This is a genomic window from Trabulsiella odontotermitis (genome assembly GCF_001297775.1).
GTDB classification, from domain to species: Bacteria; Pseudomonadota; Gammaproteobacteria; order Enterobacterales; family Enterobacteriaceae; genus Trabulsiella; species Trabulsiella odontotermitis.
Genome location: NZ_LIFX01000003.1, coordinates 363588 through 388399 on the forward strand (window position 1 = coordinate 363588; position 24812 = coordinate 388399).

A 24812-nucleotide genomic window follows, 5' to 3' on the forward strand; every position below is an offset into this window, starting at 1 on the left:
AAATGCCAACTGAGCTAGATGTATGGATAAAGAGACCAGAACGCAGATTGAGAGGGATCTTGAAAACGACTTAATGAAGATGTTATCCGTGGTTACATTGGATAAATTTTCTAACTTTCTCGTTGATAAAGGGATTGAAGGGTTAACTTGCCGGATATGTGGTAGTGGTGATATAGGTGTTCCGCTCACCACCCATGCGGGGCATAGTGAATTCTTGAATTATTCTAAAGTTGATGGCGGTGGCCCTCCTCACTCGCTTTTTAACTATGAATATCGGTTGCCATGCAATAACTGCGGATTTGTACATAGCTTTGCCGTATATCCTGTACTCAAATGGATTGAAGATCAGGAGGGTGGCAGTGGCTCAAAGGCAGAGTGATAACGTAACAATGGGAAGGTTTCCGCCGCTCAGAAAAAGAGAGGGTGGCGAACCACCAACTGGAGACGATGACATGCAACAGCGGGTAAGAGAGCTTGAAAAAGACGTCCAGTCTATCAAGACAGACTTGGCTGTCATGAAATCAAATTACGCTACAAAAGAAGATGTAAGCAACGCCAAGAACAGTATCATTATGTGGGTTGTAGGTGCGGTTATTTTCGCTCAATTAATACCTGCGCTGCCTGCAATCCTTGATGCTGTCAAACGAATGTTGAATGGCTGATTAATAGCCGATTGTTTCAATCTATGCTTTGATCACTCACCCGCTGCCGAGCGGGTTTTTTATGCCCGGAGTTTTCCTTATGCCTATCCCTCTCTCGTCGCAAATCAGCGGCGATCAGCAATTCATGCTCGCGATTCAAGAGGCCATCAGCGCTGGGATCCGTGTGGCGATGCCTGGCATTGTGGTCTCGTTTGATAGTGATGCGGTTACTGCAGTGATTCAGCCAGCGATTAAAGGCTATGAACCAGACGCCAATGGCAACCAGATTTCTATCTCAATGCCTCAGTTGGTGGATGTTCCGGTCACATTTCCGCGTGGCGGCGGTGTCACCCTCACATTTCCGGTTAAGCCCGGCGATGAGTGTGAACTGATATTTAACGATCGCTGCATTGATTTCTGGTGGCAGAGTGGCGGCGAACAGGAGCCGGTGCACCCTCGCCAGCACCACATAGGAGATGCGGTCGCGTTTCTCGGTCCGATGTCACAGGCCAAAAAAATCAGTGGTATCAGCACCAGTGCGGCGCAACTGCGCAGCGACGACGGAAGCACGTTCTTTGAGCTCAACCCCAGCACCCAGAAAATTAAGATAGTTGCCCCTGGCGGGGTTGAGGTGGTTACCCCGCTGGCTGACTTCTCGGATAAAGTCACTATTCATGGTTTGTTAACGTGGATGGGCGGCATGATCGGTTCTATCGCTTCTGGCGTAGCATCAACAATCACCGGCGCTGTTGAGTTTATCGGCAGTGTGAAAGCGAACGGCAAAACAATCGACAATACGCACACTCACGGCGGTGTGCAGCACGGCACAAGCAACACTGACGAGGTGAACTGATGCGATACAGACGTGAAGACGCCGACGGTGAATATACCTTTGGCAGTGGTGATGATACCTGGCTGGTTAACTCACCTGAGGCCGTGGCGCAGGCAGTAAAAACGCGATTCGAATTGTGGTACGGGCAATGGTTCCTCGATACGACAGAAGGGACACCGTGGATTCAATCCGTACTCGGTAAACAGAAACCGGAAACCTATAATCTGGCGATCCGCAAGCGCATCCTCGAAACGCGGGGCGTGAAATCTATCCTCTCTTTCAATACGACAGTGAACACCACGACGCGCCGCGTTGAGTTCACCTCTACAGTCGACACCATCTACGGAACAACGACAGTAACCAGCGAGGCATAAATGGCCCTCAATTTGGACACACTCGGCTTATCGGCAACGGTAACCGCTGAGGGTATTAGTGCGCCCGATTATCAGACGATACTCGATACCCTGACAAGCTATTTCCAGCAGATTTATGGCAGTGATGCTTATCTGGAACCGGACAGCAAAGACGGCCAGATGGTGGCGCTGGTGGCACTGGCGATTCACGATGCCAACAACACAGCCATTTCCGTCTATAACTGCTTTTCTCCTGCAACCGGGTACGGTGCAGCGCTAACCAGCAATGTAAAAATTAACGGTATTGCGCGCAAAGGGGCGACGAACTCGACTGTAGATCTGCTGCTTACTGGCACTGCCGGCACGACAATTGCAAACGGATCCGTGCGGGACCAGAATAACATTATCTGGAATCTCCCGACGTCTGTGTCAATCAGTGTCGACGGAACGGTACTGGCGACTGCAACGAGCGCTAACAGCGGAGCGATTGCCGCACTGGCCGGAACTATCACCACCATCAACACGCCCACCCGTGGCTGGACATCGGTAACAAATCCTGCGGCGGCCACTGTTGGCGCACCGGCAGAAACCGATGCAGAGCTGCGTATCCGGCAGGGGCAGAGCGTAGCGCTACCGTCCGTCACACCGTTTGAGGGTGTCGACGGTGCGATCGCCAATGTTGCTGGCGTGACGCGACACAAGCTCTACGAGAACGATACTGGTGCTGTTGACGTTAACGGTCTTCCTCCGCATTCAATTTCTGCCATTGTTGACGGTGGTGACATTACAGAAATAGCCCAGACCATCAGGGGCAGTAAAGGGCAGGGGACGTCAACCTACGGGACCACCTCTGTTACGGTGCCGGACACTTACGGCAATCCGCACGTTATCAGCTTTTCCCGGTCGACCGATGTCCCGGTCTACGGGCGTATCACGCTGAAAGCCTTCGCGGGTTATACATCTCAAATCGGTGTGCAGATCCAGCAGGCGGTCGCTGATTATATCAACGGGCTGACGATTGGTGATTCAGTGTTGCTGAGCCGCATTTACTCGCCGGCGAACCTTGGCGTAGTCAGTGGTGGCAGTGCGAGCTATTACGACATTCAGGAACTGTTGATCGGCAAATCGGCCGGATCATTAGCGGCGGCAAATATCGATATTGCCTACAACGAATCAGCGTCCTGTAACCCGACAAACATCGCTATCACGGTGACGTCATGAGCAAGTACACCGGGTTAATCACCAACTACCACGCGACGAAGCCAAAATTTTTTGACCATATCGATCTCAGCACCCGACCACTGATTGATATCTCTACCGCCACAAGAGGGCTGGTAAGTGCCTTTGATATCGATACAGCCGTCGGTGTGCAACTCGACATTCTCGGTCTGTGGATCGGACGAAGCCGCATTGTCAGCCAGCCAATCAGTGGAGTTTATTTCAGCCTGGATATTGATGGTCTTGGTTTCGATCAGGGGGTATGGCAGGGGCCGTATGACCCTGATTCAGGTTACACGACCCTGAGTGATGAAACCTACCGAATAATCCTTAAAGCGAAAATTGCAATTAACAACTGGGACGGCCGTAACGACTCGCTCCCGCCAATCCTTGACGCTGCGCTGGAAGGTTCAGGTCTGAAAATGCAGATCGTCGACAACCAGGACATGACCATCAGCATCTGGGTATTCCCGGAGACTGACATTTCAAACGTTTCTCTTGAACTTATTGCGGCCATTCGACAGGGGTATCTGACGGTGAAAGCAGCAGGGGTATGGGGAGGAAGTATAGAAATCCCGGCGGTAGAAACACCGTCAGAAGGTAACCGATTCTTCGGTTTCGACATGGACAATGAATATATCGCCGGATTTGATGACGGCGCATGGGGAGAATTGCTCTAATGCCTATTAACGATTTTAAACCGTTCGCGGCTGGTCCTGGCGCAAACGTAACATCCCAGGCGGACTGGGAAAACCTGCCCGCGCTTTTATCTGGCTTTATGTCTGGTAAGGCGTCCAGTGCGCAAATTAACAAAGCTTTTCGGCAGGTGAGTTTTATCGCTGCTGCACTGGCGCAGTTTGTCAGCGAGAAAACGGATCAGGACGTTCTCGATGACGGGGATTTGCCTGGGTTTGTTGAAAAACTGACTGCCGGCTTTGCGGCACAATATTTAAGTCGCTCGAATCCGTTTGGCGATATTGCATCAGATGGCCCGGCTGCTATTGCAACGGCTCTCTCAAACCTTGGTTTGGGAGCAGGCGCGCCGCCGATAGGAATTCCGTTCTTCTGGCCGCTGGCGGCGATGCCTAATACGGTGATGGATGAATGGTCAAATATGTTGTTTCTGAAGTTCAACGGCGCGACGTTCTCAGCGGCCACTTACCCTAAACTGGCGCTTGTTTGGCCTGGTCTCGTTCTTACAGAATCGCGTGGTGAGTTTATTCGAATAGCGGATGATGGGCGCGGGGTGGATGTAGGGCGAGGATTACTGTCAGCTCAACTCGATGCACTACAAAATATTACTGGTTCTTTTAGCGCAGCAACTGCCGGGGCAGCACAATTAAGTGTGCTTGTTAACGGTGAGGGCGGTGCATTTTATCCTGGCGCTCAGACAACATCTCCTCCTAACGCTACGGCTACCACCGGTAATGATCGGGTTAACACTATGTATTTCGATGCAGGTCGAGTTGCAAGAACTTCAACAGAAACCCGCTCTCGTAACATTGCATTTAACTTTCTGGTAAGGGCTAAATAATGAAACCTGTATTTGATGAAAATGGCCTGGCGACACAGGCCGGTGATATTCGCTGTTTTTATTACGATGAATTAACAGGGGAATATACTGGCTGGTCAGATGAGTTTATTAATGTTGGCGTGAGCATGCCAGGTAACTCCACCGATATTGATCCGGGTGAAACAGTTGCAGAAAAGGTCTCCCTATTCACCGGCACTGACTGGAGACAGGAAGAAGATCACCGTGGGGATACAGTCTATTCGGTTGAGAATAAACAAGGGTCAGTCGTGGATTACATCGGGCCAGTCAAAGAGGGATTCACCACTGCCGCGCCAGTGTCAGCATTTGATAAATGGGACGGGAAAAAGTGGGTAACAGATACTGAGGCGCAGCAGGCCGCTGCTAAAGCCGAAGCGGAACTACAGCGTCAACAATTAATAAGTTCTGCGATGCAGTCTATCAGTATCATTCAGTTGAAATTGCAGGCAGGGCGAGCGTTGAGTGACGCAGAAAAAAATAAACTCAATGCGACGCTTGATTATATTGATGCGGTTACTGCAACCGATACAGCAACCGCACCGGATATTAACTGGCCTGTTCCCCCGGAGGCGTAGGCCATATGGGTTTTGCTGTATCAACACGCATCAGCAGAACCCGGTATTTTTTCCACTCAGCCAGCGCGGCGGTTTCCTCATCCGTCGCGATACCAACATCAACTGCATCTTGTCGCCAGACTATCTCTGCGTCAGCAATAGCGCGTAAACTACTGCGTTCCAGCTCAGCCATAGCAATCAGTTCTTCCGCTGTGCGTGGGGGAATATTAACCCACGCGGGACGTCCATTTTCACTCCCTAACCTTTTATTATCAGGTGGTGAAACTTTCCAGTAAGAACGCATTTCCTCTTCGGACAGTTCTGTCAGGTCAGAAGGCAATGAGTCCCCATAACTTCCGTCTTCAATCATATTTTCTGGATATATTGCGTTTAGTGACGGGCTAAATTTTGCATTCATAGCCTTATTCCTTATTGTCCAATGGCGATATATATCGCGCGATTCGAGCCACTGTAATGCGCAGCCCCACCCTCACCAATTTGGCATCCCGTCAACAGTGACGCTCCAGAGTAAGGCCTGTATTCAATACACCCGGAGTTAGCCTCTTTGAATATCGCCATTAGACTCAAAAAACTGGACGGGAACGGGATGGGGAAAGTTACATCGACCCAACTGGCTTTGGGGATTATCGGAGTTGTTCCCCACTGGATTATCAAACCACCTGGCTTGTCCGGGATTCGTACATAATCTGTCGGGCTCATTGCCCTTGTCGGCAGCACGCTCATTACCGCCGCTACCGTTGTTAAAAGCTCGACAGAACCGGGGGAGGTCTGCATATCACTATTTTTTGCAACACCAAGTTTTGCCGCTTCTCCTATACCAACGTTTGAGAAAATGCACATTTACCGTTCAGATGGCATGATCACGTCTTTTATCAGGACCATTGACCATGCTTATCGGCTATGTACGGGTGTCAACAAATGACCAAAATACGGCGCTGCAGCGAAATGCACTGGATAGCGCAGGTTGTGAGCTAATTTTCGAGGATAAGATCAGCGGTAAAACGTCTGAAAGACCGGGGCTGAAAAAAGTACTCCGGACACTATCAGAAGGCGACACGCTGGTGGTATGGAAACTGGACCGCCTCGGGCGGAGCATGCGACATCTTGTCGTTCTGGTGGAGGAACTGCGGGAGAGGGGGATAAATTTTCGCAGCCTGACCGATAGCATAGACACGTCTACGCCGATGGGGAGATTCTTCTTTCATGTCATGGGCGCGCTAGCCGAAATGGAAAGGGAGCTGATAATTGAGCGTACCCGGGCAGGTTTGGCAGCTGCGCGCGCAGAAGGGCGGATCGGTGGCCGCAGGCCAAAATTAACGGATGAGCAGTGGGCGCAGGCCGGAAGGTTAATTGCAGCAGGGGAATCGCGCCAGCGTGTGGCAATAATTTACGATGTCGGAGTATCGACACTGTATCGCAAATTCCCGGTAGGTAGTGGTTAGACACGATGCAGGCCGCCGGTGATTGTTGAGACTGGCAGCCTGCAAAATTTTACAGCCCAACCTGACGGACTGTCGGAAACTCAGACACAAGCCACATATCGGCCTTTTCAAATATCGCTATTTTCCTGCCTCGTTGCACGAATTTTTTCAGCTATCCATTCTTCCACTTCCGTTGATACCCATCTTACTGACCTACCTATCTTAATGGGTTTTGGGAATTTGCCCGCGTTCATCCAACTGTAAATGGATCCCTTTTTGAACCCAACAGCTTTACAAACTTCTTTCAGATCCATCAAATATATGTTCAAGTTATGCTCTCCTCAGTGAATGATAAATGGACGTCTTCTTGGAAAAGCTAACATTGACACGAAAGGAAGCCGCTGAACTACTTGGTATCTCTACGGCTACCGTAACACAGTGGGTTCTTGAAGGCAGGCTTAAGGCTTACCGGGTCAGCGACAGGCCAAAGTCACCGTACTTATTTACAAAAGAAGATTGTCAGGCAGCCCTGTTAGCTGTGGAAGTCGAGCCCATCAAGCAAAGGAACAAAGAGGAAAAGGTTGAAGTTGATGTGGAGTTCACTCGACGGCAGAAAGAAGTGAATAAAAAATTGCGAAAGATGCTTGGAATGAAAGAGTAGTGGATTCAATTGTGCCCAGATTAAACTTGGGCACTTATTTGATTGAAAAATTGTGACTCGCGTAACTTGGAAGAAACTCGTATAGGGTAAGCGTTTTCACTCCATGAATTGCAGCTGCGTCTGGAATCATTATGCGTTTTTTGGGAGCGCCGCCTGATGGCCTTTCATGGGTGATTATGGTAAATCCATGAGTCATGGCGTGTGCAATTAAAAATGCATCAGCTTTATCTTGACTTGCAAAATCTGTTCGAGCTTTTTCAGTGACATCTAACGTCATGGACCAATTAATAAGTTTTGCATAGTTAGCAATCGAGCTGACCTCACTTTCAAAAAAAGAAGATGGGAGTTCTTCTTTAACCCACTGGCACAATGGATCTTCTTTTACGCATAGCTCTTTCTTTACAGCATTTATACTATATACAAGACCTTTACTATGAAGAGCTAAAAGAAAATCCCAAAAAAGTTTGCAATAATTAAAGTTATATGCAAAGTTTTTTGCCTCTATGAAGACGTTACTGTCTACTAAAAATTTTCCATTAGAAATCATAGAGATTCTCTTTTCTTATGAAATTCAACAATAGTATCTGCTTTGACATTTAACAGTACACCAGCCTCTCTCAAAGGAAGTTGCTGAGACATAGCACGGGAAATGATGATATTTGTCAACTTATGACTATTTCGAACAGGGAGTGTATTAAAAAAAGATCCGCTGCTGTTTTCTTTTTTAGGCTTTTTGTTTGCTTCCTGCTTTATAACCTCTAAAGTACTACCATCAATAAGCCCAAGTTGGATTGCTCTGATTGCACAAGCAAAATCACTAACCTTAAATTTATGGGAAACTTCTTTTACTCGATAAAGATCATTTTCGTTAAATCCGCTTTCCCAAGTGGATAAGAACAAAGATTGGGGCATAAGGATTTCTGCAGATACTTTATTGCAAAACGCTTCTATGCTCTTTTCTGTATCCCATCCAGAAACACCATCGACACCAAGCCAAAGATGGGCAACCTCATGAAACAATGTAAAAACTTGAGCAGATAACGCATCAGAACCATTGACGAATACAATAGGTGCAACATTATCAGAAATACAAAAACCTCTGAACTCCCGAGTGTCTAACTTACGAGAGTTATTGTTACCAACCACCCCATTTTTAAAAACCAGTATTCCAACGTTTTCGATTAATTTTGCTACTTTTGTGAAGTAGCTTTCAACTGTTACACCTTTTATTTCTCTTTGAACGTTGAAGTTGATTTTTTGTATAATATCCTGCGCTACCGTTTCTGGGAGTAAATTACGTGTGTATTTAAATTTACCAATAAAATCAAGGTGTTGGTCGTTACCATTTTCTTTCAGATATTCTTTATACCATTCCAGCTTGTATTCAATATCATTATAAACATCAAAAAAGTTTCTACCGAGCTCACGAGTATCAACGGCTTGGCGAAGATCTGGAATTTTAGGTTTAACTGGTTTAGGGGGATTATCCAGGAAAAGGAAGCCAAACGGAATTCCTCCAATTTTGGCTAATTTCTCAGCGCCGCTTTTGGTGACAATGCCATTAAAAAATTTGTTAATTTTTTTTGGCATGACCTGATCCGCAAGGGCTTCAAGAGAAAGTCCTTGAGAATCTGCAATCCAGTCAATCATCTTTCTAGATAACTGAAATTCGACTACGGCCATCAATCCACCAATTAAAATAATCCCAATATTACAATAGGATTGTTGATTATCGACAAGGCTGCGTCAATTAGGTTTTACCTTTCAATAATTTTTTAAGTTTCAACATTTTACTGTGAATTAATACAGTGTGCTAGCATGGTTAGCCTTCGCAGAGCCACATGTCAGCCTCTTCAAACATTTCCTGAACAGCTGTGCTGATCCGTTCCTTTTCGTGCTTGCTTGCATCGGTGTTGATCGCCGGTAGTGACATCATCGGTTTGACCCTGACTTCTGCGTCAGGGAAGATGCGATGAATTCGCTTTGTCAGCTCATTCAGAATGATGTCTCTTGCGCCCGCCAACCCTTCAACATTACGCTTGTCATAAACCAGTTCAACGAACATAAAAGCCTCCGGAAACCGCTGTGATTGTATACAGTATCTTTACTGTAAAAATAAACAGTGTCAAGGCGAGAGCAGCGCGAAGAGGTGATGTATTTTTGTTACCCTTAGTTACAAATAGAAAAACCCCAGACCGTGAAATCTGGGGTTCTTATAAAGTGCACGTGCATTTCACGTGCATATTTTTGTCTTTTCACGGTCTGCGTACTGTCTGGTCAGTGTCCGTAAGTGGCTGTTTTTATTGCCGCTGTCCGGTTGCAGTCCTATCAAAAGTGGTGGAGCTGGCGGGAGTTGAACCCGCGTCCGAAATTCCTACATCCTCGGTACTACATGCTTAGTCCAGTCTTTACATTCGCTTGCCAGCTGCGAACGGACACGCCACTAACAAACTAGCCTGATTAGTTTTAACGCTTCAACCCCAGGCAGGGCATCCACGCGATCTCTTTTAGGTTTGACCTCTCTTGATCCCCGTCCTAAGAGCGGAGGCTAGGGAGAGAGGGCTCTGAGCAGGTTATTAAGCTGCTAAAGCGTAGTTTTCGTCGTTTGCGACTATTTTTTTGCGGCTTTTTACGAGGCCAACCGCCCCTCGGCATGCACCTTGGGTTTCGCGAATCCCGTCGAATCCAGAATCAGCCCCAATGTGTTCTGTCGATTATAACAGATTTGTGAAGCCCTTTGCCAGCCGGGTTCTGCTCACTTATCGCTCACGTAGCGCTTCTTTTGCGCGATTGAACGGTTTGATCAGGTAATCGACGATCGTTTTTTCACCGGTTTTGATATCCACGCTGGCAATCATCCCCGGCACAATAGAAAAGTGACGTCCCGCTTTGTTGACCAGATAATCCTGATGTGTACGGATAAACACCCGGTAATAGACGATCTCCGGTTTCACTTTATCCTGAATGGTGTCCGGCGAAATAGTTTCAACTTCACCTTCCAGCCCGCCGTAGATGGCGTAATCGTAAGCGGTGATTTTTACCAGCGCGCGCTGGCCGGGGTGGATGAAGGCGATATCGCGCGGGGAAAGCCGCGCTTCAATCAGCAAACGATCGTCAACCGGGACGATTTCCATCATCTCGCCGTTGGGCGGGATCACGCCGCCGATGGTGGTGACCTGGATGTTTTTCACAATCCCGCGGACGGGCGAACGGACGGTCAGCCGCGTCACCGAATCCTCACGCCCCTTAATAATGGCGGAGAGCATATCCACTTCGGCATTGGCTTTTGACAGCGACTCCCGCGCCTGCACGTAATATTGTGAACGCAGATCGGTAATTTTCAGGCCTAAATCGCTCTTCTGCCGTTGCAGCCGCAGCACTTCCACATGACTGGCGGCACCGCTTTTTTCCAGCCGTTCGGTGATCGCCAGTTCTTTATTGACCGAGACCAGCGCGGTGCGCAGTTCCGCTTCTGAGTCTTTCAGTTGCGCGCGGCGGGAGTTGAACAGCCGCGTCTCGGAGGCGATCAGTTCCGGCCACGCGTTGAGCGATGTCGGGAAGGTGAGGGGAAGATCGTTCACTTCCGCATACAGGCGCGCGCTGGAGGCTAATGACGCGCGATAGCGTGCGGCACTTTCGCCGACGTTAGACTCAGAACGAGTCGGATCGAGCCGCGCGACGATCTCTCCCACCTGCACCTGATCCCCTTCGCGCACAGTCAGTTCGGCGAGGATACCGCCGTCAAGCGACTGCAAAATCTGTTCGCGGGAGCTAGGCACCACTTTACCGGTGCCGGTTGAGACCTCATCCAGAATGCCGAACCATGCCCAGACGCCCGCCACTACAAACAGCAGCGTGCTGAGCAGAATGATGCGGCTCGATCCGGCGTGCTCGTGGTGATGGCGCGCGTCGGGGGTGTCCATCGCGGCGTCATGCAGACTGGTTTTCATTTTTCCACTCCCGTGCACTGGACTGCGCCGCCATCCGGCTGTTGTTCATCGCCTGCGCTTTCGGCGCATCCATCACCAGCTGACCTTCTTTCAGCACCACCACGCGCTCGACCAGGTCTAATATCGGCACACGATGGGTGGCGACAATCAGTGTGCGATTGCCAAGCCACGGGGTGATGCGCTGGATAAATTCCCGTTCGGTATGGTCGTCGAGCGACGCCGTAGGTTCATCAAGCAGAACAATATTTGGCGAGCGCAACAGCATGCGGGCGAGCAGAATCGACTGCCGTTGCCCGCCGGACAATCCCGCGCCGCCCTCCATAATCGGGTGGTCGAGTCCCTTTTCCAGGCGTTTGACAAAGTTGTCGGCACCGCTGATTTCCAGCACCTCAAAAATCGCCTCATCGCTGGCGTGCGGCGCGCCGAGCGTCAGGTTCTCACGCAGGGTGCCGTAAAACAGCCGTGCGTTCTGGCTGAGCAGACCGATGTTGCGCCGCAGATCGGCGGTGTCGATGTGCCCCATGCTGAGGTTATCCAGCCGCACGTCGCCGCTGACGATCTCCATGCCGCCCGCCAGCGCCTGCAACAGGGTTGATTTTCCCGCGCCGTTGCGTCCGAGCAGCGCAATTCGTTCGCCGGGGAGGATCTCAAGGCGTGAAATCCGCAGCGGAATGCGCTGCTCTTCGCTGTGGTAGCGAAACTGCGCGTTTTCAAACTGATAATGGCCGTGAAAAATCGCCTGATGGACGAGGTTTTCATCACGCCCGGTCTCCGTCGGCAATTGCATGATGCCATCCAGCCCCTGTTTGGCCGCTTTCACCTGCTGCCAGCGGGCCAGCACGCCACAGAGATTAGCCATCGGCGCGATCATGCGTGACGCCAGCATCGAGGCGGCCACTACTGAACCGGTGGTCAGCTCGCCGTCGATCACCATTGGCGCGCCGAAGAGGATCACCGCGGTATAAACCAGACTCTGAATGGTCATCCCCCAACTGATCAGCCCCTGCGTCAGTTCGCGGGTGCGCAGGCCGGACTCCGCCGTGATGCGAATGTAGCTGTTCCACTGTTGCAGAAAGCGGTTTTCCGCCTGCATCAGTTTGATGTCTTCCAGCCCTTGCACGCTCTCCACCAGCACGGCATTGCGCAGCGACGCTTCGTGAGCGGACTGGTTCGCCAGCAGCGCCAGCCGTTTTTGCAGCAGCAGACCGGGAAGCATCATCAGGATCGCCGCTACAGGGGCAATCCACGCCAGCGGCGGCGCGATGATCGCCAGAACGATGATAAACAGGAAAAAGAAGGGCAGGTCGACGAGCGTCGACAGGGTCGAGGAGGTGATCATTTCGCGGATCTGCTCCAGATCGCGTAGCTGTGAAATAAAGCTGCCCGTTGATCGCGGAATGGCGCTGTTGCGCAGTCGCAGCGCATGGCCGAATACGCGATCGGAAATCCGCATGTCCGCCTGTTTGCCGATCACATCCATAATGTGGCTGCGCGCCACTTTCAGCAGAAAACCAAAAATCACCGCCACCAGCACGCCCGTCGCCAGCACATACAGCGTGGGGTACGACTGCGCCGGGATCACCCGGTCATAGACCTGCATCGAAAACAGGATCCCGGAGAGCGACAGCACGTTCACCAGAAACGCCGCCAGCATCACCGGACCGTACGGGCGCCAGTCGGCCAGCACCAGGGCTTTCATCCAGTCCGGGCTGAAGCGGGTCACGTAGGCGTCCACGCGACTGTCCCGTAAAGCCGAGAGCGGACGCAATACGGCGATAAAGCGGATCTCCGCCAGCAGCGTGTTGAGCGGCAGGCGGTTAGTGCGCTGTTCGTGGTCGATGAGGCAGATATCCACGGTCTCCTGACCGTCAAAATGCTCGATGACCACCAGTTGCCCGTCGTTCAGCGAAGCCACCACCGGCAGCCGCCAGTGGGAAATCGCCTCCGTTGAGGGCGTTAACTGATAGAACGACAGACCCGCCTGGCGCGACAGTTGCGTCAGTGCGGAATGCATGCCTTTATCTTTAAACCACGGCGCGTTGGCCTGTAATGTGCCGGGCGAACAGGCCACGCGGTAATGCGCTGCGACATGGCTTATCGCCAGCGCCCAGTGGCTGAGTGCGCGCTCGGTCAGCAACTCTTCAACGGGCGGGGAGGTGTGGGTCATGGCTGGATCTCCACGGACTGAATGCTGCGGTTCTCTAAACCGAAGGCACTGCGCAACTTGCCGCTGTTGTAGAGGCAGTTAAGCTGCAACTGATGGAGCTGGCTGAGCGTCTGCTGCTGCGCGAAACGCGCCTGAAAAACTTCCTGTTCGGCGTTGAGCACGTCGAGCAGCGGGCGTGAGCCGAGGTCGAGATACTGCTGTTGATACAGTTCGCGGGTGCGCTCGCTGAGCGTCTCCTGGCGCTGCAACACCTGCAACGCGCCAAGTAGATTCAGCGCTTCGCTGCGGGATTCCATCAGCTTTTGCCGCACGTCGAGACGAGTGCGTTTGATGCCGGACTGTGCCGCTTCCAGCGCGTGGGTGGCGGCGTTGCGCCGTGCCGTCAGGCCGCCGCCCTGGTAAATAGGCATTTCGACTTTAACCCAGGTGGAATACTGAGTGCGATCGAGCGCGTCGTGGCTGGGGTATTTGTCGTTGAGGTAGTGCTGTACCTGCGGCTCCAGCGAAATGGTGGGGGTCATTTGCGCTGTAGCGTAATCGAGATTGGCTTTCGCCACGTTGGCCTGCGCCCAGGCAGCGAGCACCGAGGGCACTAAGCGATCGTCCGGCTGGGCGATATCGCAGCTTTTACCGAGTTTTTGCGGAAATTCGTCGCTGATGGCGTTGAGATTATCCCAACCGAGCCAGCTCATCAGCGTTGCCTGTGTGCTCTCCAGACTGGCCTGATATTGAATCAACTGAGAACGGGCCGACGCGATGCGGGCGTCGGTTTGTACCACGTCGGAGAGGGATGTCGCGCCTTCGTCATTGCGCTGCTGCGTCAGTTTGCCGATGGCGTTCAGTGCTGCCAGTTGTTCTTCGGCGATCGCCACCATCTGCTGCCAGGTCTGTACCTGCACCATGGCGATGGCGGTATCGTGGCCGACGCTGTCGATGCTGACCAGCACGTTGGCCTGCTGTTGCGCGACGCCAGCGCTTTCCGCTCGCACCTGGCTGTCGACTTTGCCGAAGTCATACAGCATCTGCGACAGCGACAGTACCAGCGACGGGCTGAAGCCGTGATCGAGATAAGTGTTGGAGTAACCGTTGTTCATCCCGGCGCTGATCTGCGGATAGTATTTCGCTTTCGCGACATTCACCTGTTCGGTTTGCGCCCACAGTTTACCCACCGCTTCGTTGATTGAGGGGTGCCAGTTGACCGCGCGGTTTACCGCCTCATTCAGCGTCAGCGTTCCCGGGGGCGCGGCATCCAGCTTTAGCGTGGAGGAGCCATCCAGCGCGGGGAGTTCTTGCCCGGCCAGCCCTTGCGTCGTAATTCGCTGTGGTTCGTCATCGGCATACGCCGCCGGCATTACGCACAGACAGCTCGCCAGCCAGCAGCAGGCAGGCAGGCAGTAATTTTCCCATAAATTGTCCCTAAGAAAGCTGAGTACGTTATTTTCAGCGCCCCGGACGTGCATGCGTCCGGGGCTGCCGTCGGTCTTATCAGGTCACAATGTGGTTCTGTTGGATCAGCTCATCGAGCGTGGTATGAACGTTCTCCAGCGTCACGAGGTTAGTCGCGTGGTACGTCGAGCCGGTACCGTCGCGGTCGATGGAAATCACCGTGTTGTTGCCGCTGGCGGAAACCGTCAGGTAGTTGCCGAGTGAGGCGTTCTGCCCGTTCCAGCCCACCAGCAGATCGCCAATGTCTATCTTGTCGCCCTGCGCCAGTGAGAAGTTGCTCCAGCTGTCGGTCGTGCCGTTGCCGCCGGTGGCGTCGTTACTGCTGAGCAGGTGATAAATCAGCGTATCGCCGTAGATACTGCCGACAACCCTGTCGGCCTGGGCGGTGCTCACCGTTTGCGGGTTCATGTCGATGGTCAGCGTGGCGCTGTCGGTGTGACCATTTTGATCGTTGAGCGTGTAGGTGAACGTCTCCTTCTGGGTGATGGTCGAAATGGCAACGCCGTTGTTGAGCGTATAGGTGTAATGGCCGTCAACGCCGACGGTCAGCGTGCCGTAGAGGCCGTTAATGGTGGCTTCTGCGCTGCTGTTGGTCAGCGGATCAAGCGTGGCGGTGCTGCCGCCTGCGCCGTTGACCGTCAGCAGGGTATGTACGCTGGCGAGTTGATCCGCCGCGCCTGTCGAACCACTGCCGTCGAAGAGGTTGCCGGTGACGGCACTGGTGCCCGAACTCTCGAAGTTATCGAGATCGATGGTGGTACCTCTGACGCTCGGGGTGATGGTGATGTTGCCAATCGACAGCGCGCCGACATTGCCGGTATAGGTCAATGTGTAGCTGCCGGAGTGCAGCTCCAGACCCGGCACGGTGACATCAATCGCGCCGCCCAACAGCGAACCGCCGCTGAAGTTGCCGCTGGCGACGGTGGTGGTGCCGTCTTTGATCGTCCAGTTCACCGTCAGTCCACCGAGCGCCAGCGCAGAGGCAATCTGGAAATGCAGGACCACATCTTTCACCGCCGAGCCAGCGGTGATGTCAATGGTGCCGTTACCGGTGGCGGTGGTGGGGTTAATCAGCGATGACGTCCAGGTCACGGTGCCGACACTGCTGTCGGTAAACGGCTGCGATGTATCCTGCAATGTGGTGACTGCCATCAGGCTGCTGGTGTCGTTGACTGCATCCACACCGTGCGGCGTCGGGGTGATATTCAGCGTCGCGGTACTGGTATCGCCGTTGGCGCCGGTGATCTTATAGACAAAGCTGTCCGGCGTTTTGATGCTGTCGGCGCCGACGCCGCTTTTCAGCGTGTACGTGTAGTTGCCTGCGGCATTGATCGTCAGCGTACCGTACAGCCCGTCGATAGTGGTGGTGCCGGTAGCGGAGACGAGATGCCCGTTCACCTCGGTGACCGTGGCGGCACCGCTGTGGGCGTCGTTGGTCAGCACGTTCCCCGACGTCGTCGCACTGACGCTGTCGACGTTATACGTGTGGTCCGCGAGCACATTCAGCGTGTAGCCCGTCAGCACCGAAATGCCGCTGGCCGTGTCGAGCAGGAACAGGTACTTCCCGCCCGGCAGCGTGAGCGTGAGCGGATCGGACTGACCGCCAAGCAGTGGCGCGTTCAGCCAGTTATCCACCGCCCGGTACTGTTCATACTGCTGCGTGACATCGTTGAAGCGATAGATCAGCAGATCCCACGACGAGGCGAGCGCCACGCCACCAACGCTGGACTGTAGCGTCATGGTGCGGGTGGAGCCCTCTTCAACGTCGAAGATGATCGGGTTACTGAGATCGTCCAGCACGTTAGCATTCAGAACATTGCCCAGGTTGACGCCGACGACGGTAAAGCCGCCCTGCGACGAAGCGCCGTTATTCACCGCCGACACGTCGGTATCAAAGATCAGCGACGCGTTGTCATCTGCCGCTGTCACGCTGCTGGCCGTCGCGCCTGTGCCGAGGGTTACGACAAGGTTTGCCGACGCACTGCTGCCGTTCTGGCTGATGGTGTAGGTAAAACTTTCTGTTCTGCCGAGCACCGTCGCCGAGGTATCGGTCAGGGTGTAGGTGTAGCTGCCATCCTGATTGATATGCAGCGTCCCGTAGTTCCCCTGCACATCAATACCGCCTGATGGCACGGCGATAGTCGCGCCGCTGGCATCGGTGATGGAGGTCACCACCGTGCCAGTCGGGGCGTTATCCTGCCCGCTGTTCGGATCGACATCGGTGATCACGTTGCCGGTTTCGCTGGTGCCGCCAGTGATCGTCCCGGCACTGGTCTGGTTCACCGTCACGTCGAGGCTGGTGTAAGAGCCGGTGGCCAGCAGATCGGTGTTATAGCTCAGTACGCGATAGCTGCCGCCCGGCAAGCCTTCCAGATTCAGCGTGACGCCGGAGGCGCCAAGCGTCAGCAGGTTGAGGAAGCGCGGATCGGTGGAATCAGCGTAGGTGGTCCACATTTGCAGGTTGGTGTCGTACACCTGCACCAGGATCTCCATGGAGCTTAACAACGACAGCACCACGCCAGTGCCTGCGGCGTTGATGGTGACGTTGCCGCTGCCGCCATCGGCGATGGTGAATTCCACCTGCGCGGTGTCATTCCCCAGTACCGAGGCCACGTTGCCCAGCGCGCCGACCAGCAGGACGCCGTAATCATCGTAATGCTGCGTGGTGACTTCGGCCTCGGTGACCAGCGGCAGGTTGACGACGTTGTCATTTGCCGCCAGCGGCAGGTCAGGCGCGGTAGCCGTGTACGGTGGTGAGACGTTGCCCGCGCCATCGGTCGCGGTGACGGTGAGGCTTTCCCCGTCAATCTGTCGGGTCGGCAGATTCGCCGTCCAGTTGCCGCTGCCGTCGGTGGTTGCGGTGACGGTAGCGCCGCCAGGCAGGGTCACGGTCACAGAACTGTTGGCTTCCGCGGTACCGCTGATTGAACTGCCATCCGCACTGACCGTCGCCGTTGGCGCGTCGGGGGCGACGGTGTCCACGTTGATACCAAACGCCTGAGAGGGTGCACTGGTGCCGTTCACGTTGGTGGCGGTGACGGTGAAACTGTGCACACCGTTATCCAGCGCGGTTGACGGCGTAAAACTCCAGTTACCTTGCGCATCGGCAGTTGTGCTGCCGAGCAGCGCTCCGTTGTCGTACAGGGTAACAATGACGCCTGCCTGCGCGGTCCCGTGGAGTTCAGGCAGGGTATCGTTGGTGCTCTGGCCGCGTGCCACGCTGCCCGCTACTGGCGTGACATCATCCAGTACGCTGGAGATGATCGGTGTGGCCGGGATCCCGGTTGACGGTGCGGTAAAGCTGGTGGAGGCGCCGCTATTGCCTGCCCGGTCAGTTGCCGTGGCTGACAGCGTTTCGCTGTTGGTCTGCGCCGGGGTAATCGTTGCCGTAAAGGCGCCCGTTCCGTCAGCGGTGGTGGTGCCCAGCACAGTGCCATCGGCAGCTGTGATCGTCACCGTACTGCCTGCTTCCGCCGTCCCGGTCACCTGCGTGCCGTATCGTTTACCGCCAGCACGACCGGCGCAGCAGGTCCGGTGGTATCAATGGCGATAGTGGTTATCGCGGAAGGCGTGCTGGTATTGCCTGCGATGTCGGTGGCTGATGCGGTGAACGCGTGGTTGCCTTCACCGAGAGCAGTACCTGGCGTGAAGGTCCAGTTGCCGTTGGCATCCGCCTGCACCTGACCAATCTGCGTGCCGTTATCGAAAATCGTGACGGTGGCGTTGGCTTCCGCCGTCCCGTTCAGCGTCGGGGTGGTGTCGTTGGTCGGTTGGGTGCCGGTGACGGGCCCGGTGACGCTACCGGTGTTATCAACAATGCTGCTGATCACCGGCGCCGCGGGTGCGGTGGTATCGACCCGGACGGTCCAGTCGGCTGACGTTCCGCTGGTGTTGCCTGCGGTGTCGGTGGCGGTCAGAGTGAAATCATGAGCGCCATTGCTCAGCGCCGATGGCGGGCGGAACGTCCAGTTGCCGTCACTGCCGACGGTGGTAGAGCCGAGCGCCACGCCATCGCTGTAAATGGTAATGATCGATCCAACGTCGCCTGTGCCGTTCAGCACCGGGCGGGTATCGTTCGTCGTACCGCCGTCGGCTATCGCGCCAGTGTGGGGTGTGGTGTTGTCCGTCACGCCGGTAATCACCGGCACGGCTGGCGGGGTGATATCGACCACCACGGTAAAGGCGCTGGACGGCGTGCTGGTGTTGCCTGCCGCATCCGTGGCAGTGACGGTAAAGCTGTGGTTGCCCCCCGTCAGCGGTGTGCCGGGGGTAAAGGTCCAACTGCCGTCCGGTTGTACGGTGACCGAGCCCAGTACCGTCGTGCCATCCAGGATAGTCAGTGTGGCGCCTGCTTCGCCGCGGCCACTTAAGGCCGGTTGCGTGTCGTTGGTCACCTGGCCACTGGTCAGCGGGCCGGTGACGCCAGGCCGATCGTCCACCACCGAGGTAATGGTCGGTGCTACGGGCGCGGTGGTATCCACCACCAGTGTAAAGGTCGGCGAAGTGGCGCTGGTGTTGCCCGCCGGATCGGTCACTTTGATGGTAATCGGATGGCTGCCATCAGCAAAGGTGGTGCCGCTGTAGCTCCAGTTGCCGCTGCCGTCCGCGGTGGTCGTGCCGATCAGCGTGCCGTTGTCGTAAATCTGCACCGTGGCGTTGGCATCAGTGGTGCCGCTGAGCGTCGGGATGGTATCGCGTGTCGGATCGCCCGTCGTCAGTGTCACCGGTGTGGTGCCGGTATCATCCGTGACGGTGGGAAGCGCAGGCGTGGCAGGCGCTGCCGTATCGACGTTAAAGTTAAAACCGGTCGACGGAGCGCCGACATTGCCTGCGCTGTCGGTCGCGACCAGCGTGATGTTGTGCGGCCCGTCACCGAGCGGCGTCGTCGGTGTGAACACCCAGTTCCCGCCAGGGCCGACCACAACAGAGCCAATGGCCGTGCCGTTATCGTTAATTGTCAGCAGCGATCCCGGCTCAGCGGTACCCGACAGGGTTGGATGCGTATCGTTAGTGGTGCCGCCACTGGCGATCGCCCCGGTGACTGGCAACTGATCGTCAATGACCGAGCCCAGCACTGGCGCGCCCGGTGCCGCCGTATCTACCGTAATGGTAACGTCCGGCGATGAGCCGCTGCCGGTCTGGCTGACGGCGAAGCGATGTGTACCGTCATTCAATGGCGTTGTGAGCTGGTATTCCCAGTTGCCGTTACCATCGGCGGTGACGGAATCCAGTCTGCTGCCATCCAGCCAGATGGTGACGATGGCGTTGGCCACTGCGGTACCGCTGAGGGTTGGTAGCGTATCGTTGGTGCTGTCGCCGCTGACGAGCGTCCCGGAAACCGGGTCGATATCGTCAGTGATGACCAGTGTCGGCGGCAGGACGGTTCCGGGATTGTCGGCTGCGGTGAAACCAGTCGGCTGGCTCTGATTGCCGGCCGGATCCTGGGCGGTTGCGTTCAGCGCCTCACCGTTCACCTGCGCCGGGGAGATCGTCACACTGTAGTTGCCGTTACTGCCTGTCACACCGGTGCCAAGCACGGTTCCGGCGTTGTCTGTGATGATTACGGTGCTGCCTGCGTCAGCGGTTCCGCTCACCAGCGTGCCGTTGGGATCAACCGTACCCACCGTTGGAGATGCGGGGGGCGTGGTGTCTACGGTCAGCATGATGGGATTTGACGGTGACACCGTATTACCGGTGCTGTTTTCCGCACCAAAGCTGAAGGTATGATCACCTTCGCTTAATACCGGACTGCTCCATGTCCAGGTACCGTCCGGGTCGACCGTGGCGCTGCCGACCGGCGTGGTGGTGTCGGTGTCATAGATCAGTACCGTGCTGTCCGGTGTGCCAGTACCGTTGAAAGTGAGTGTATTGTCGTTGGTTGACGCCCCGTCAGCCAGGACGTCGGAAGTCGTTTCTTCGTGACTCACTACCTCGATCAGTTCCGGAGCAGCAAGCGGTACAGTGTTAACGGTCAGCGTAAAGTCGCCAGAGACGGGGCTGTTGTTCCCGGCGGGATCACGAGCCACGGCGGTCAGCGTCCAGGTGCCATCCTGTAGCGGGGTCGTGGGGGTAATCGACCACTCGCCGTTGATGACGGTCGCTTCGCCAATCAGCGTGGTGCCGTTGTACAGCGTCACGATACTGCCATTGATACCAGTGCCGTTTATCGTCGGGGTGGCGTCGTCGGTTATACCGCCGCTGGTAATCGTTGCGGGTGTACCAACGTTGTCATCAGCATTACTAATGACTGGCGCCGCAGGGGGCGTAGTGTCGATGGTAAAGGTGATAGCGTCTGACGCCACACTGGTATTGCCTGCCGGATCAGTTTCTTTCACCGTCAGGGTATAGCTGTCCTCTGGCAGCGCCGGGGAGGGGGTGAAACTCCAGTTGCCGTTGCTGTCGACCTGCGTTGATCCGATGGGCGTGTTGCCGTTGTAGAGGGTGATCAGATTTCCGGCATCACCGGTGCCACTGATGGTGGGCGTCGTGTCGTTAGTGGCGCCGTTATTGCCCACGTTACCGGTGCCAGGCGCCGCATTATCGGTGATCGTCGGGATGGCTGGTTTGTCCGGCGCGGTCAGATCGATCACCACGGTGTAGCTGCCGGAAAGGTCTCCGGTATTGCCTGCCGGGTCGGTCGCTGTTGCTGTCAGCACGTTGTTGCCTTCCGGCAAATTGGTGGGGGGCTGGAAAGTCCATTGCCCGTTACTGCCGACGATGGCTGTGCCAATCTCATCGCCGTTATTGTAAATCGTAATGACAGAATCAACTTCCCCTTCGCCTGAGAGCGTGGGGCGCTGGTCGTTGGTGGCGTTGCCGCTGTTCAGCGCCACGCCATTGCCGCCAACCACCACAGTGGCCGAGTCGATAAGCGGCGCGTCCGGCGCGGTGCCGTCAACCGTTAAGGTGAAGCTCGCTTCGCCGCTTTCGTTACCTGCCGGATCGGTCGCGGTGGCGGTCAGGGTATGCGAACCGTCACCCAGCGGCGTTTGCGGGGTAAAGGTCCACGCACCATCCCCATCGACCACGGCAGTGCCGATGGGCGTGCCGTTGTCGTAAACAGTGATAGTCGAGCCAGCGACACCGGTACCGTTCAGTTGCGGTTGTGTTTCATCGGTCAGTTGCGTGTTATTCAGCGTGGCGCCAGCGTCGTCTTTGACCGTATCAATGGCAGGCGTTGCGGGTGCGCCGGTATCGATAGTTACCGTAAACGCTGCCGAGGACGCGGTGGTGTTGCCGTTGCTGTCGCTGGCAGTCACGGTGAACGGATGTTCGCCATCGTCCAGTGGCGTGGTGACCTGATAGCTCCAGGTGCCTGAAATGCCTACGGTGATGCTGGTGAGTAGCGTGTCGCCATCATAGAGTTTCACTACTGATCCCGGTTCGCCAGAGCCGCTGATCATTGGCGTATTGTCATTGGTCAGGCCGTTATTCGCGACGGTACCGAGAACCCCAGGCATATCGTCAGTCACCAGGGTGATGGTGGGCATCTGCGGCGGCGTGGTGTCGATAACCACCACGAAAGCGCCTGATGGCGGACTGGCATTGCCGCTGACATCGGTCGCGGTGACTGTCAGCGAATGCGAACCCTGGCTCAGGCCGGGAGAGGGCGTAAAGCTCCAGTTGCCCTGCGCGTCTGCCGTGGTTTGCCCGATCAGTACGTTGTTGTCGTAAACCCTGATGACGGCACTGGCTTCGGTGATCCCCGCCAGCGTGGGCGTCGTGTCATTGGTCGTCTGCCCGTTCTGCAGCGGACCGACCGTATCCGGAGCATCGTCGGTGACGGTGAAACCCGCGGGCGTGGCAGGGGAAAAAGTATCGACAATCAGCGTGAACTCGTCTGTGGGATCGCTTTCGCCGAGCGGGTTGGTTGCCGTGGCAGTGATTTCATGGCTTCCCTCCGCCAGCGGCGGCTGCGGTGTGAAGCTCCAGGCGCCATTGCTGTCAGCGACCACTGAGCCAATGGCGGTGCCGTTATCGTAAATCTGAATCGTCACGCCAGGCTGCGAGGTGCCGCTGAAGGTGGGGGTGTTATCATCGGTGGGCTGATTGTCTGTCAGCGGGCCGGTGACACTGCCTGCGTTGTCCTGAACCGTGTTCATTGTCGGTACGGCAGGCGCCGTGGTGTAGACGTAGAACGTATCGCCATTGGTTATCGGGCTGGTATTACCCGCTTTATCGGTTTGCGAGACGCCAAACTGATGCGTGCCCTCGGCTACCGCTGTCCCTGGCGTGAAACTCCAGTTCCCCTGGTTGTCGGCTGTGACGCTGCCGATGGGCTGACCATTGTCATAAATCGTGATGATATTGCCCGCTTCGCCAGTACCGGAAAGCGTCGGGGTGTTGTCGTCGGTGATGGTATTCGCCGTGATGGCACCCGTACTAGAACCCGCGTCGTCCGTGAGTGCGGTGATGGCTGGTGCATCCGGTACATCGATATCAATAGTCAGCGTAAAGCTACCGGAAGGCTGGCTTTCCCCTTTCACGTTGGTCGCGGTAACCGTAAAGGCGTGGCTGCCGTCGCTCAGCGGTGTTGATGGCGTAAAATTCCAGTTGCCGTCAGCGTCCGCCCGGACGGAACCAACTTCGGTGCCATTGTCATAAATGTGAACGACGGAGAGCGCGGTTGCGGTGCCGTACAGCGCTGGCTGAGCATCGTTCGTAAACTGGCTCTGCGTTAACTCACCTGTTTGTGAGGTGACGTCGTCCTGCGCGCCGTCGATGGCTGGTGTTTGTGGAAACGGAATGTCAGGTGCGTTGACGTTGGCGGACGGGCTGTCGTTGCCCGCGTTGTCGGTCGCCGTGGCGGTCAGTTGCTCACCGCTCACATGCGGTTTACTTAGCTCAATGGAGAAATTGCCGTCGCTGTCCGTTCTGCCGCTGCCTAATACCGTACCCTCAGCATTTTTAATGACCACCATACTGTCCGGCTCGGCGTTGCCAGTCACTGTTGTCCCTTCGCTGGAGACGTTCATGTTCTTCGGCGCATCGGGCGGTGTCGTGTCGTTGGCGTCACCTGAACCCGAGGCGCCACCGCTATTACCGGAACCACTGTCATCCGAGCCACCCCCGCTGGTGGCCGCTACCGCCGCCACGCCACCCGCGGCGGCGATGCCTCCCAGCACCCAGGGCCAGTACGCACCACCGGCTTCGCTGCCGGATTCGGTAACGAGCAGGGTGTTGATATCGGCAATAGGTTCAAACTGGAGTGCAGTATCGGGATCCTGTATCCACCAGAGTGCGCCCTGGTAGTCTTCCAGCACCAGCTGGCTACCCCCCAGTTCTGACGATGCGTAAAAATTCCGGATGGTGATCGTCTCGCCAGAATGCAGGGTGATGATCATGTCCTGATTTGCACGGGCAATACTGGCGATATCCGAACGTTCAAGCCGGAGTTTAACGATCGAAGACGAATTCAAAGTAATGACTGAGGATTCAACCTGTTGAGAGACACCGGTCACTTTAGAGATAATGGATACTGGACGCATCGTTATCACTCCAATCTGATGAACGCTGGGTTCTGTTATTGCTGTGTTTTCAGGAGCAAAAGCCCGTAAAAACAACACGCGCGATATTCACTTCGGTAAGCAAATAGCAATAAGAGAGCGACCGCCCGGAACAGGGTGGTTTTTTGCATTTTGCTGAAGCATTTATGTGATGAATAACTAACGCTATATGAGTGTCAGAGGCATAGATTTTTCTTTTAATATTGGTGGTTAAAAATGATATAGCCAGAAAATATAGAAAGCGCAAATGAAGCTGAAATTAAATAAGGTACCTGATGAGTTAAGCAGCAGTGAAATAAGTGTGGAATTCGCGCTTTATTAATAAGGATTATTCTTATTGATTATATTATGGATAAGTTAACGATTTGATTTTTAAGGATTATTTATCATCATTGCAGGCAGTGTCGGCTAATCACTATACTGAATTATTTCCGTATATCCCTGTATTCTGCATGTGATTAGTGTTGTGACATCGATCGAAATAAAAAGC

Annotated in this window: 21 protein-coding genes and 1 other RNA gene; 10 read left to right on the forward strand and 12 right to left on the reverse strand. The window is 54.9% G+C overall.

The annotated features are described in order from the left end of the window. Positions 1–22 precede the first annotated feature (22 nt). The 8 genes from AOY23_RS22495 (at position 23) to AOY23_RS05345 (ending at position 5171) form a co-directional block, all read left to right on the forward strand. Entirely contained in the window at positions 23–379 is a 357-nt protein-coding gene (locus tag AOY23_RS22495) for a hypothetical protein (protein ID WP_054177773.1), read from the forward strand. Beyond that, positions 360–662 carry a hypothetical protein gene (locus AOY23_RS05315; protein ID WP_200906032.1) on the forward strand — a complete coding sequence of 101 codons (303 nt, stop codon included), beginning with the start codon at positions 360–362 and terminating at the stop codon, positions 660–662. The genes AOY23_RS22495 and AOY23_RS05315 overlap by 20 nt, the downstream gene beginning before the upstream one ends. A gap of 85 nt (positions 663–747) precedes the next feature. After that, complete coding sequence (locus tag AOY23_RS05320) at positions 748–1494, forward strand: Gp138 family membrane-puncturing spike protein (RefSeq protein ID WP_054177824.1); 747 nt, start codon at positions 748–750, stop codon at positions 1492–1494. After that, the gene (locus tag AOY23_RS05325; RefSeq protein WP_054177774.1) at positions 1494–1847 is read left to right on the forward strand and encodes a contractile injection system sheath initiator; all 354 of its coding nucleotides are present in this window, start codon (positions 1494–1496) and stop codon (positions 1845–1847) included. The genes AOY23_RS05320 and AOY23_RS05325 overlap by 1 nt, the downstream gene beginning before the upstream one ends. Further along, positions 1848–3047 (forward strand): baseplate J/gp47 family protein, encoded by a 1200-nt coding sequence (locus tag AOY23_RS05330; RefSeq protein WP_054177775.1) that lies wholly within the window; start codon positions 1848–1850, stop codon positions 3045–3047. Then, entirely contained in the window at positions 3044–3724 is a 681-nt protein-coding gene (locus AOY23_RS05335; protein ID WP_054177776.1) for a baseplate wedge 1 family protein, read from the forward strand. The genes AOY23_RS05330 and AOY23_RS05335 overlap by 4 nt, the downstream gene beginning before the upstream one ends. Beyond that, positions 3724–4578: a hypothetical protein gene (locus AOY23_RS05340; RefSeq protein ID WP_054177777.1), complete on the forward strand. Its 855-nt coding sequence runs from the start codon at positions 3724–3726 to the stop codon at positions 4576–4578. The genes AOY23_RS05335 and AOY23_RS05340 overlap by 1 nt, the downstream gene beginning before the upstream one ends. Next, positions 4578–5171, forward strand: coding sequence for a tail fiber assembly protein (locus AOY23_RS05345; protein WP_046493927.1), 594 nt, complete (start codon positions 4578–4580; stop codon positions 5169–5171). Before AOY23_RS05340 ends, AOY23_RS05345 begins: the two co-directional genes overlap by 1 nt. On the opposite strand, the gene AOY23_RS05350 is transcribed toward AOY23_RS05345, so the two are convergent. Then, complete coding sequence (locus tag AOY23_RS05350) at positions 5143–5568, reverse strand: tail fiber assembly protein (protein ID WP_054177778.1); 426 nt, start codon at positions 5566–5568, stop codon at positions 5143–5145. The two genes, AOY23_RS05345 and AOY23_RS05350, sit on opposite strands and share 29 nt — an antisense overlap. An 11-nt stretch (positions 5569–5579) precedes the next feature. Beyond that, entirely contained in the window at positions 5580–6011 is a 432-nt protein-coding gene (locus AOY23_RS23190) for a gp53-like domain-containing protein (protein WP_054177779.1), read from the reverse strand. A 47-nt stretch (positions 6012–6058) separates the two neighbouring features. On the opposite strand from AOY23_RS23190, the gene AOY23_RS05360 reads away from it, so the two are divergent. Beyond that, positions 6059–6613: a recombinase family protein gene (locus AOY23_RS05360; protein ID WP_054177780.1), complete on the forward strand. Its 555-nt coding sequence runs from the start codon at positions 6059–6061 to the stop codon at positions 6611–6613. A gap of 107 nt (positions 6614–6720) precedes the next feature. Here AOY23_RS05360 and AOY23_RS05365 read toward each other — a convergent pair whose 3' ends face one another. Continuing rightward, positions 6721–6906 (reverse strand): helix-turn-helix transcriptional regulator, encoded by a 186-nt coding sequence (locus AOY23_RS05365; protein WP_072170923.1) that lies wholly within the window; start codon positions 6904–6906, stop codon positions 6721–6723. 41 nt (positions 6907–6947) lie between these two features. Between AOY23_RS05365 and AOY23_RS05370 the strand changes: the two genes are divergently transcribed. Further along, a complete protein-coding gene (locus tag AOY23_RS05370; protein ID WP_054177781.1) occupies positions 6948–7253 on the forward strand; it encodes an excisionase family DNA-binding protein in 306 nt (101 codons plus the stop codon). Between the two features lie 34 nt (positions 7254–7287). On the opposite strand, the gene AOY23_RS05375 is transcribed toward AOY23_RS05370, so the two are convergent. The 9 genes from AOY23_RS05375 to AOY23_RS23130 form a co-directional block, all read right to left on the reverse strand. Next, a complete protein-coding gene (locus tag AOY23_RS05375; protein ID WP_054177782.1) occupies positions 7288–7800 on the reverse strand; it encodes a DUF4411 family protein in 513 nt (170 codons plus the stop codon). Next, positions 7797–8936, reverse strand: a complete 1140-nt coding sequence (locus tag AOY23_RS05380) for an ImmA/IrrE family metallo-endopeptidase (protein ID WP_054177783.1) — start codon at positions 8934–8936, stop codon at positions 7797–7799. Before AOY23_RS05380 ends, AOY23_RS05375 begins: the two co-directional genes overlap by 4 nt. 139 nt (positions 8937–9075) lie before the next feature. After that, positions 9076–9318 carry a DinI family protein gene (locus AOY23_RS05385; protein WP_054177784.1) on the reverse strand — a complete coding sequence of 81 codons (243 nt, stop codon included), beginning with the start codon at positions 9316–9318 and terminating at the stop codon, positions 9076–9078. A gap of 270 nt (positions 9319–9588) precedes the next feature. Continuing rightward, positions 9589–9952, reverse strand: a transfer-messenger RNA (tmRNA) gene (gene ssrA / locus AOY23_RS21565). A gap of 60 nt (positions 9953–10012) precedes the next feature. Beyond that, positions 10013–11176 (reverse strand): beta-barrel domain-containing protein, encoded by a 1164-nt coding sequence (locus AOY23_RS05390; protein ID WP_235501674.1) that lies wholly within the window; start codon positions 11174–11176, stop codon positions 10013–10015. A 7-nt stretch (positions 11177–11183) separates the two neighbouring features. Continuing rightward, positions 11184–13370, reverse strand: coding sequence for a type I secretion system permease/ATPase (locus AOY23_RS05395; RefSeq protein ID WP_054177786.1), 2187 nt, complete (start codon positions 13368–13370; stop codon positions 11184–11186). Beyond that, positions 13367–14722 (reverse strand): TolC family outer membrane protein, encoded by a 1356-nt coding sequence (locus AOY23_RS05400; protein ID WP_054177787.1) that lies wholly within the window; start codon positions 14720–14722, stop codon positions 13367–13369. Before AOY23_RS05400 ends, AOY23_RS05395 begins: the two co-directional genes overlap by 4 nt. A 133-nt stretch (positions 14723–14855) precedes the next feature. Continuing rightward, positions 14856–18302 carry a beta strand repeat-containing protein gene (locus AOY23_RS23125; RefSeq protein ID WP_054177788.1) on the reverse strand — a complete coding sequence of 1149 codons (3447 nt, stop codon included), beginning with the start codon at positions 18300–18302 and terminating at the stop codon, positions 14856–14858. After that, on the reverse strand, positions 18299–24304 hold the full coding sequence (locus tag AOY23_RS23130) for an Ig-like domain-containing protein (protein ID WP_054177789.1): 6006 nt from the start codon (positions 24302–24304) through the stop codon (positions 18299–18301). Before AOY23_RS23130 ends, AOY23_RS23125 begins: the two co-directional genes overlap by 4 nt. Positions 24305–24812 lie beyond the last annotated feature (508 nt).

What these genes read in the sequence shown, in the direction of transcription:
- AOY23_RS22495 (WP_054177773.1), top strand. Translation starts at nt 23, where the DNA reads ATGGATAAAGAGACCAGAACGCAGATTGAGAGGGATCTTGAAAACGAC.
- AOY23_RS05325 (WP_054177774.1), top strand. Translation starts at nt 1,494, where the DNA reads ATGCGATACAGACGTGAAGACGCCGACGGTGAATATACCTTTGGCAGT.
- AOY23_RS05330 (WP_054177775.1), top strand. Translation starts at nt 1,848, where the DNA reads ATGGCCCTCAATTTGGACACACTCGGCTTATCGGCAACGGTAACCGCT.
- AOY23_RS05335 (WP_054177776.1), top strand. Translation starts at nt 3,044, where the DNA reads ATGAGCAAGTACACCGGGTTAATCACCAACTACCACGCGACGAAGCCA.
- AOY23_RS05340 (WP_054177777.1), top strand. Translation starts at nt 3,724, where the DNA reads ATGCCTATTAACGATTTTAAACCGTTCGCGGCTGGTCCTGGCGCAAAC.
- AOY23_RS05345 (WP_046493927.1), top strand. Translation starts at nt 4,578, where the DNA reads ATGAAACCTGTATTTGATGAAAATGGCCTGGCGACACAGGCCGGTGAT.
- AOY23_RS05350 (WP_054177778.1), bottom strand. Translation starts at nt 5,568, where the DNA reads ATGAATGCAAAATTTAGCCCGTCACTAAACGCAATATATCCAGAAAAT.
- AOY23_RS23190 (WP_054177779.1), bottom strand. Translation starts at nt 6,011, where the DNA reads ATGTGCATTTTCTCAAACGTTGGTATAGGAGAAGCGGCAAAACTTGGT.
- AOY23_RS05360 (WP_054177780.1), top strand. Translation starts at nt 6,059, where the DNA reads ATGCTTATCGGCTATGTACGGGTGTCAACAAATGACCAAAATACGGCG.
- AOY23_RS05365 (WP_072170923.1), bottom strand. Translation starts at nt 6,906, where the DNA reads ATGGATCTGAAAGAAGTTTGTAAAGCTGTTGGGTTCAAAAAGGGATCC.
- AOY23_RS05370 (WP_054177781.1), top strand. Translation starts at nt 6,948, where the DNA reads ATGGACGTCTTCTTGGAAAAGCTAACATTGACACGAAAGGAAGCCGCT.
- AOY23_RS05375 (WP_054177782.1), bottom strand. Translation starts at nt 7,800, where the DNA reads ATGATTTCTAATGGAAAATTTTTAGTAGACAGTAACGTCTTCATAGAG.
- AOY23_RS05380 (WP_054177783.1), bottom strand. Translation starts at nt 8,936, where the DNA reads ATGGCCGTAGTCGAATTTCAGTTATCTAGAAAGATGATTGACTGGATT.
- AOY23_RS05385 (WP_054177784.1), bottom strand. Translation starts at nt 9,318, where the DNA reads ATGTTCGTTGAACTGGTTTATGACAAGCGTAATGTTGAAGGGTTGGCG.
- AOY23_RS05390 (WP_235501674.1), bottom strand. Translation starts at nt 11,176, where the DNA reads ATGGACACCCCCGACGCGCGCCATCACCACGAGCACGCCGGATCGAGC.
- AOY23_RS05395 (WP_054177786.1), bottom strand. Translation starts at nt 13,370, where the DNA reads ATGACCCACACCTCCCCGCCCGTTGAAGAGTTGCTGACCGAGCGCGCA.
- AOY23_RS05400 (WP_054177787.1), bottom strand. Translation starts at nt 14,722, where the DNA reads ATGCCGGCGGCGTATGCCGATGACGAACCACAGCGAATTACGACGCAA.
- AOY23_RS23130 (WP_054177789.1), bottom strand. Translation starts at nt 24,304, where the DNA reads ATGCGTCCAGTATCCATTATCTCTAAAGTGACCGGTGTCTCTCAACAG.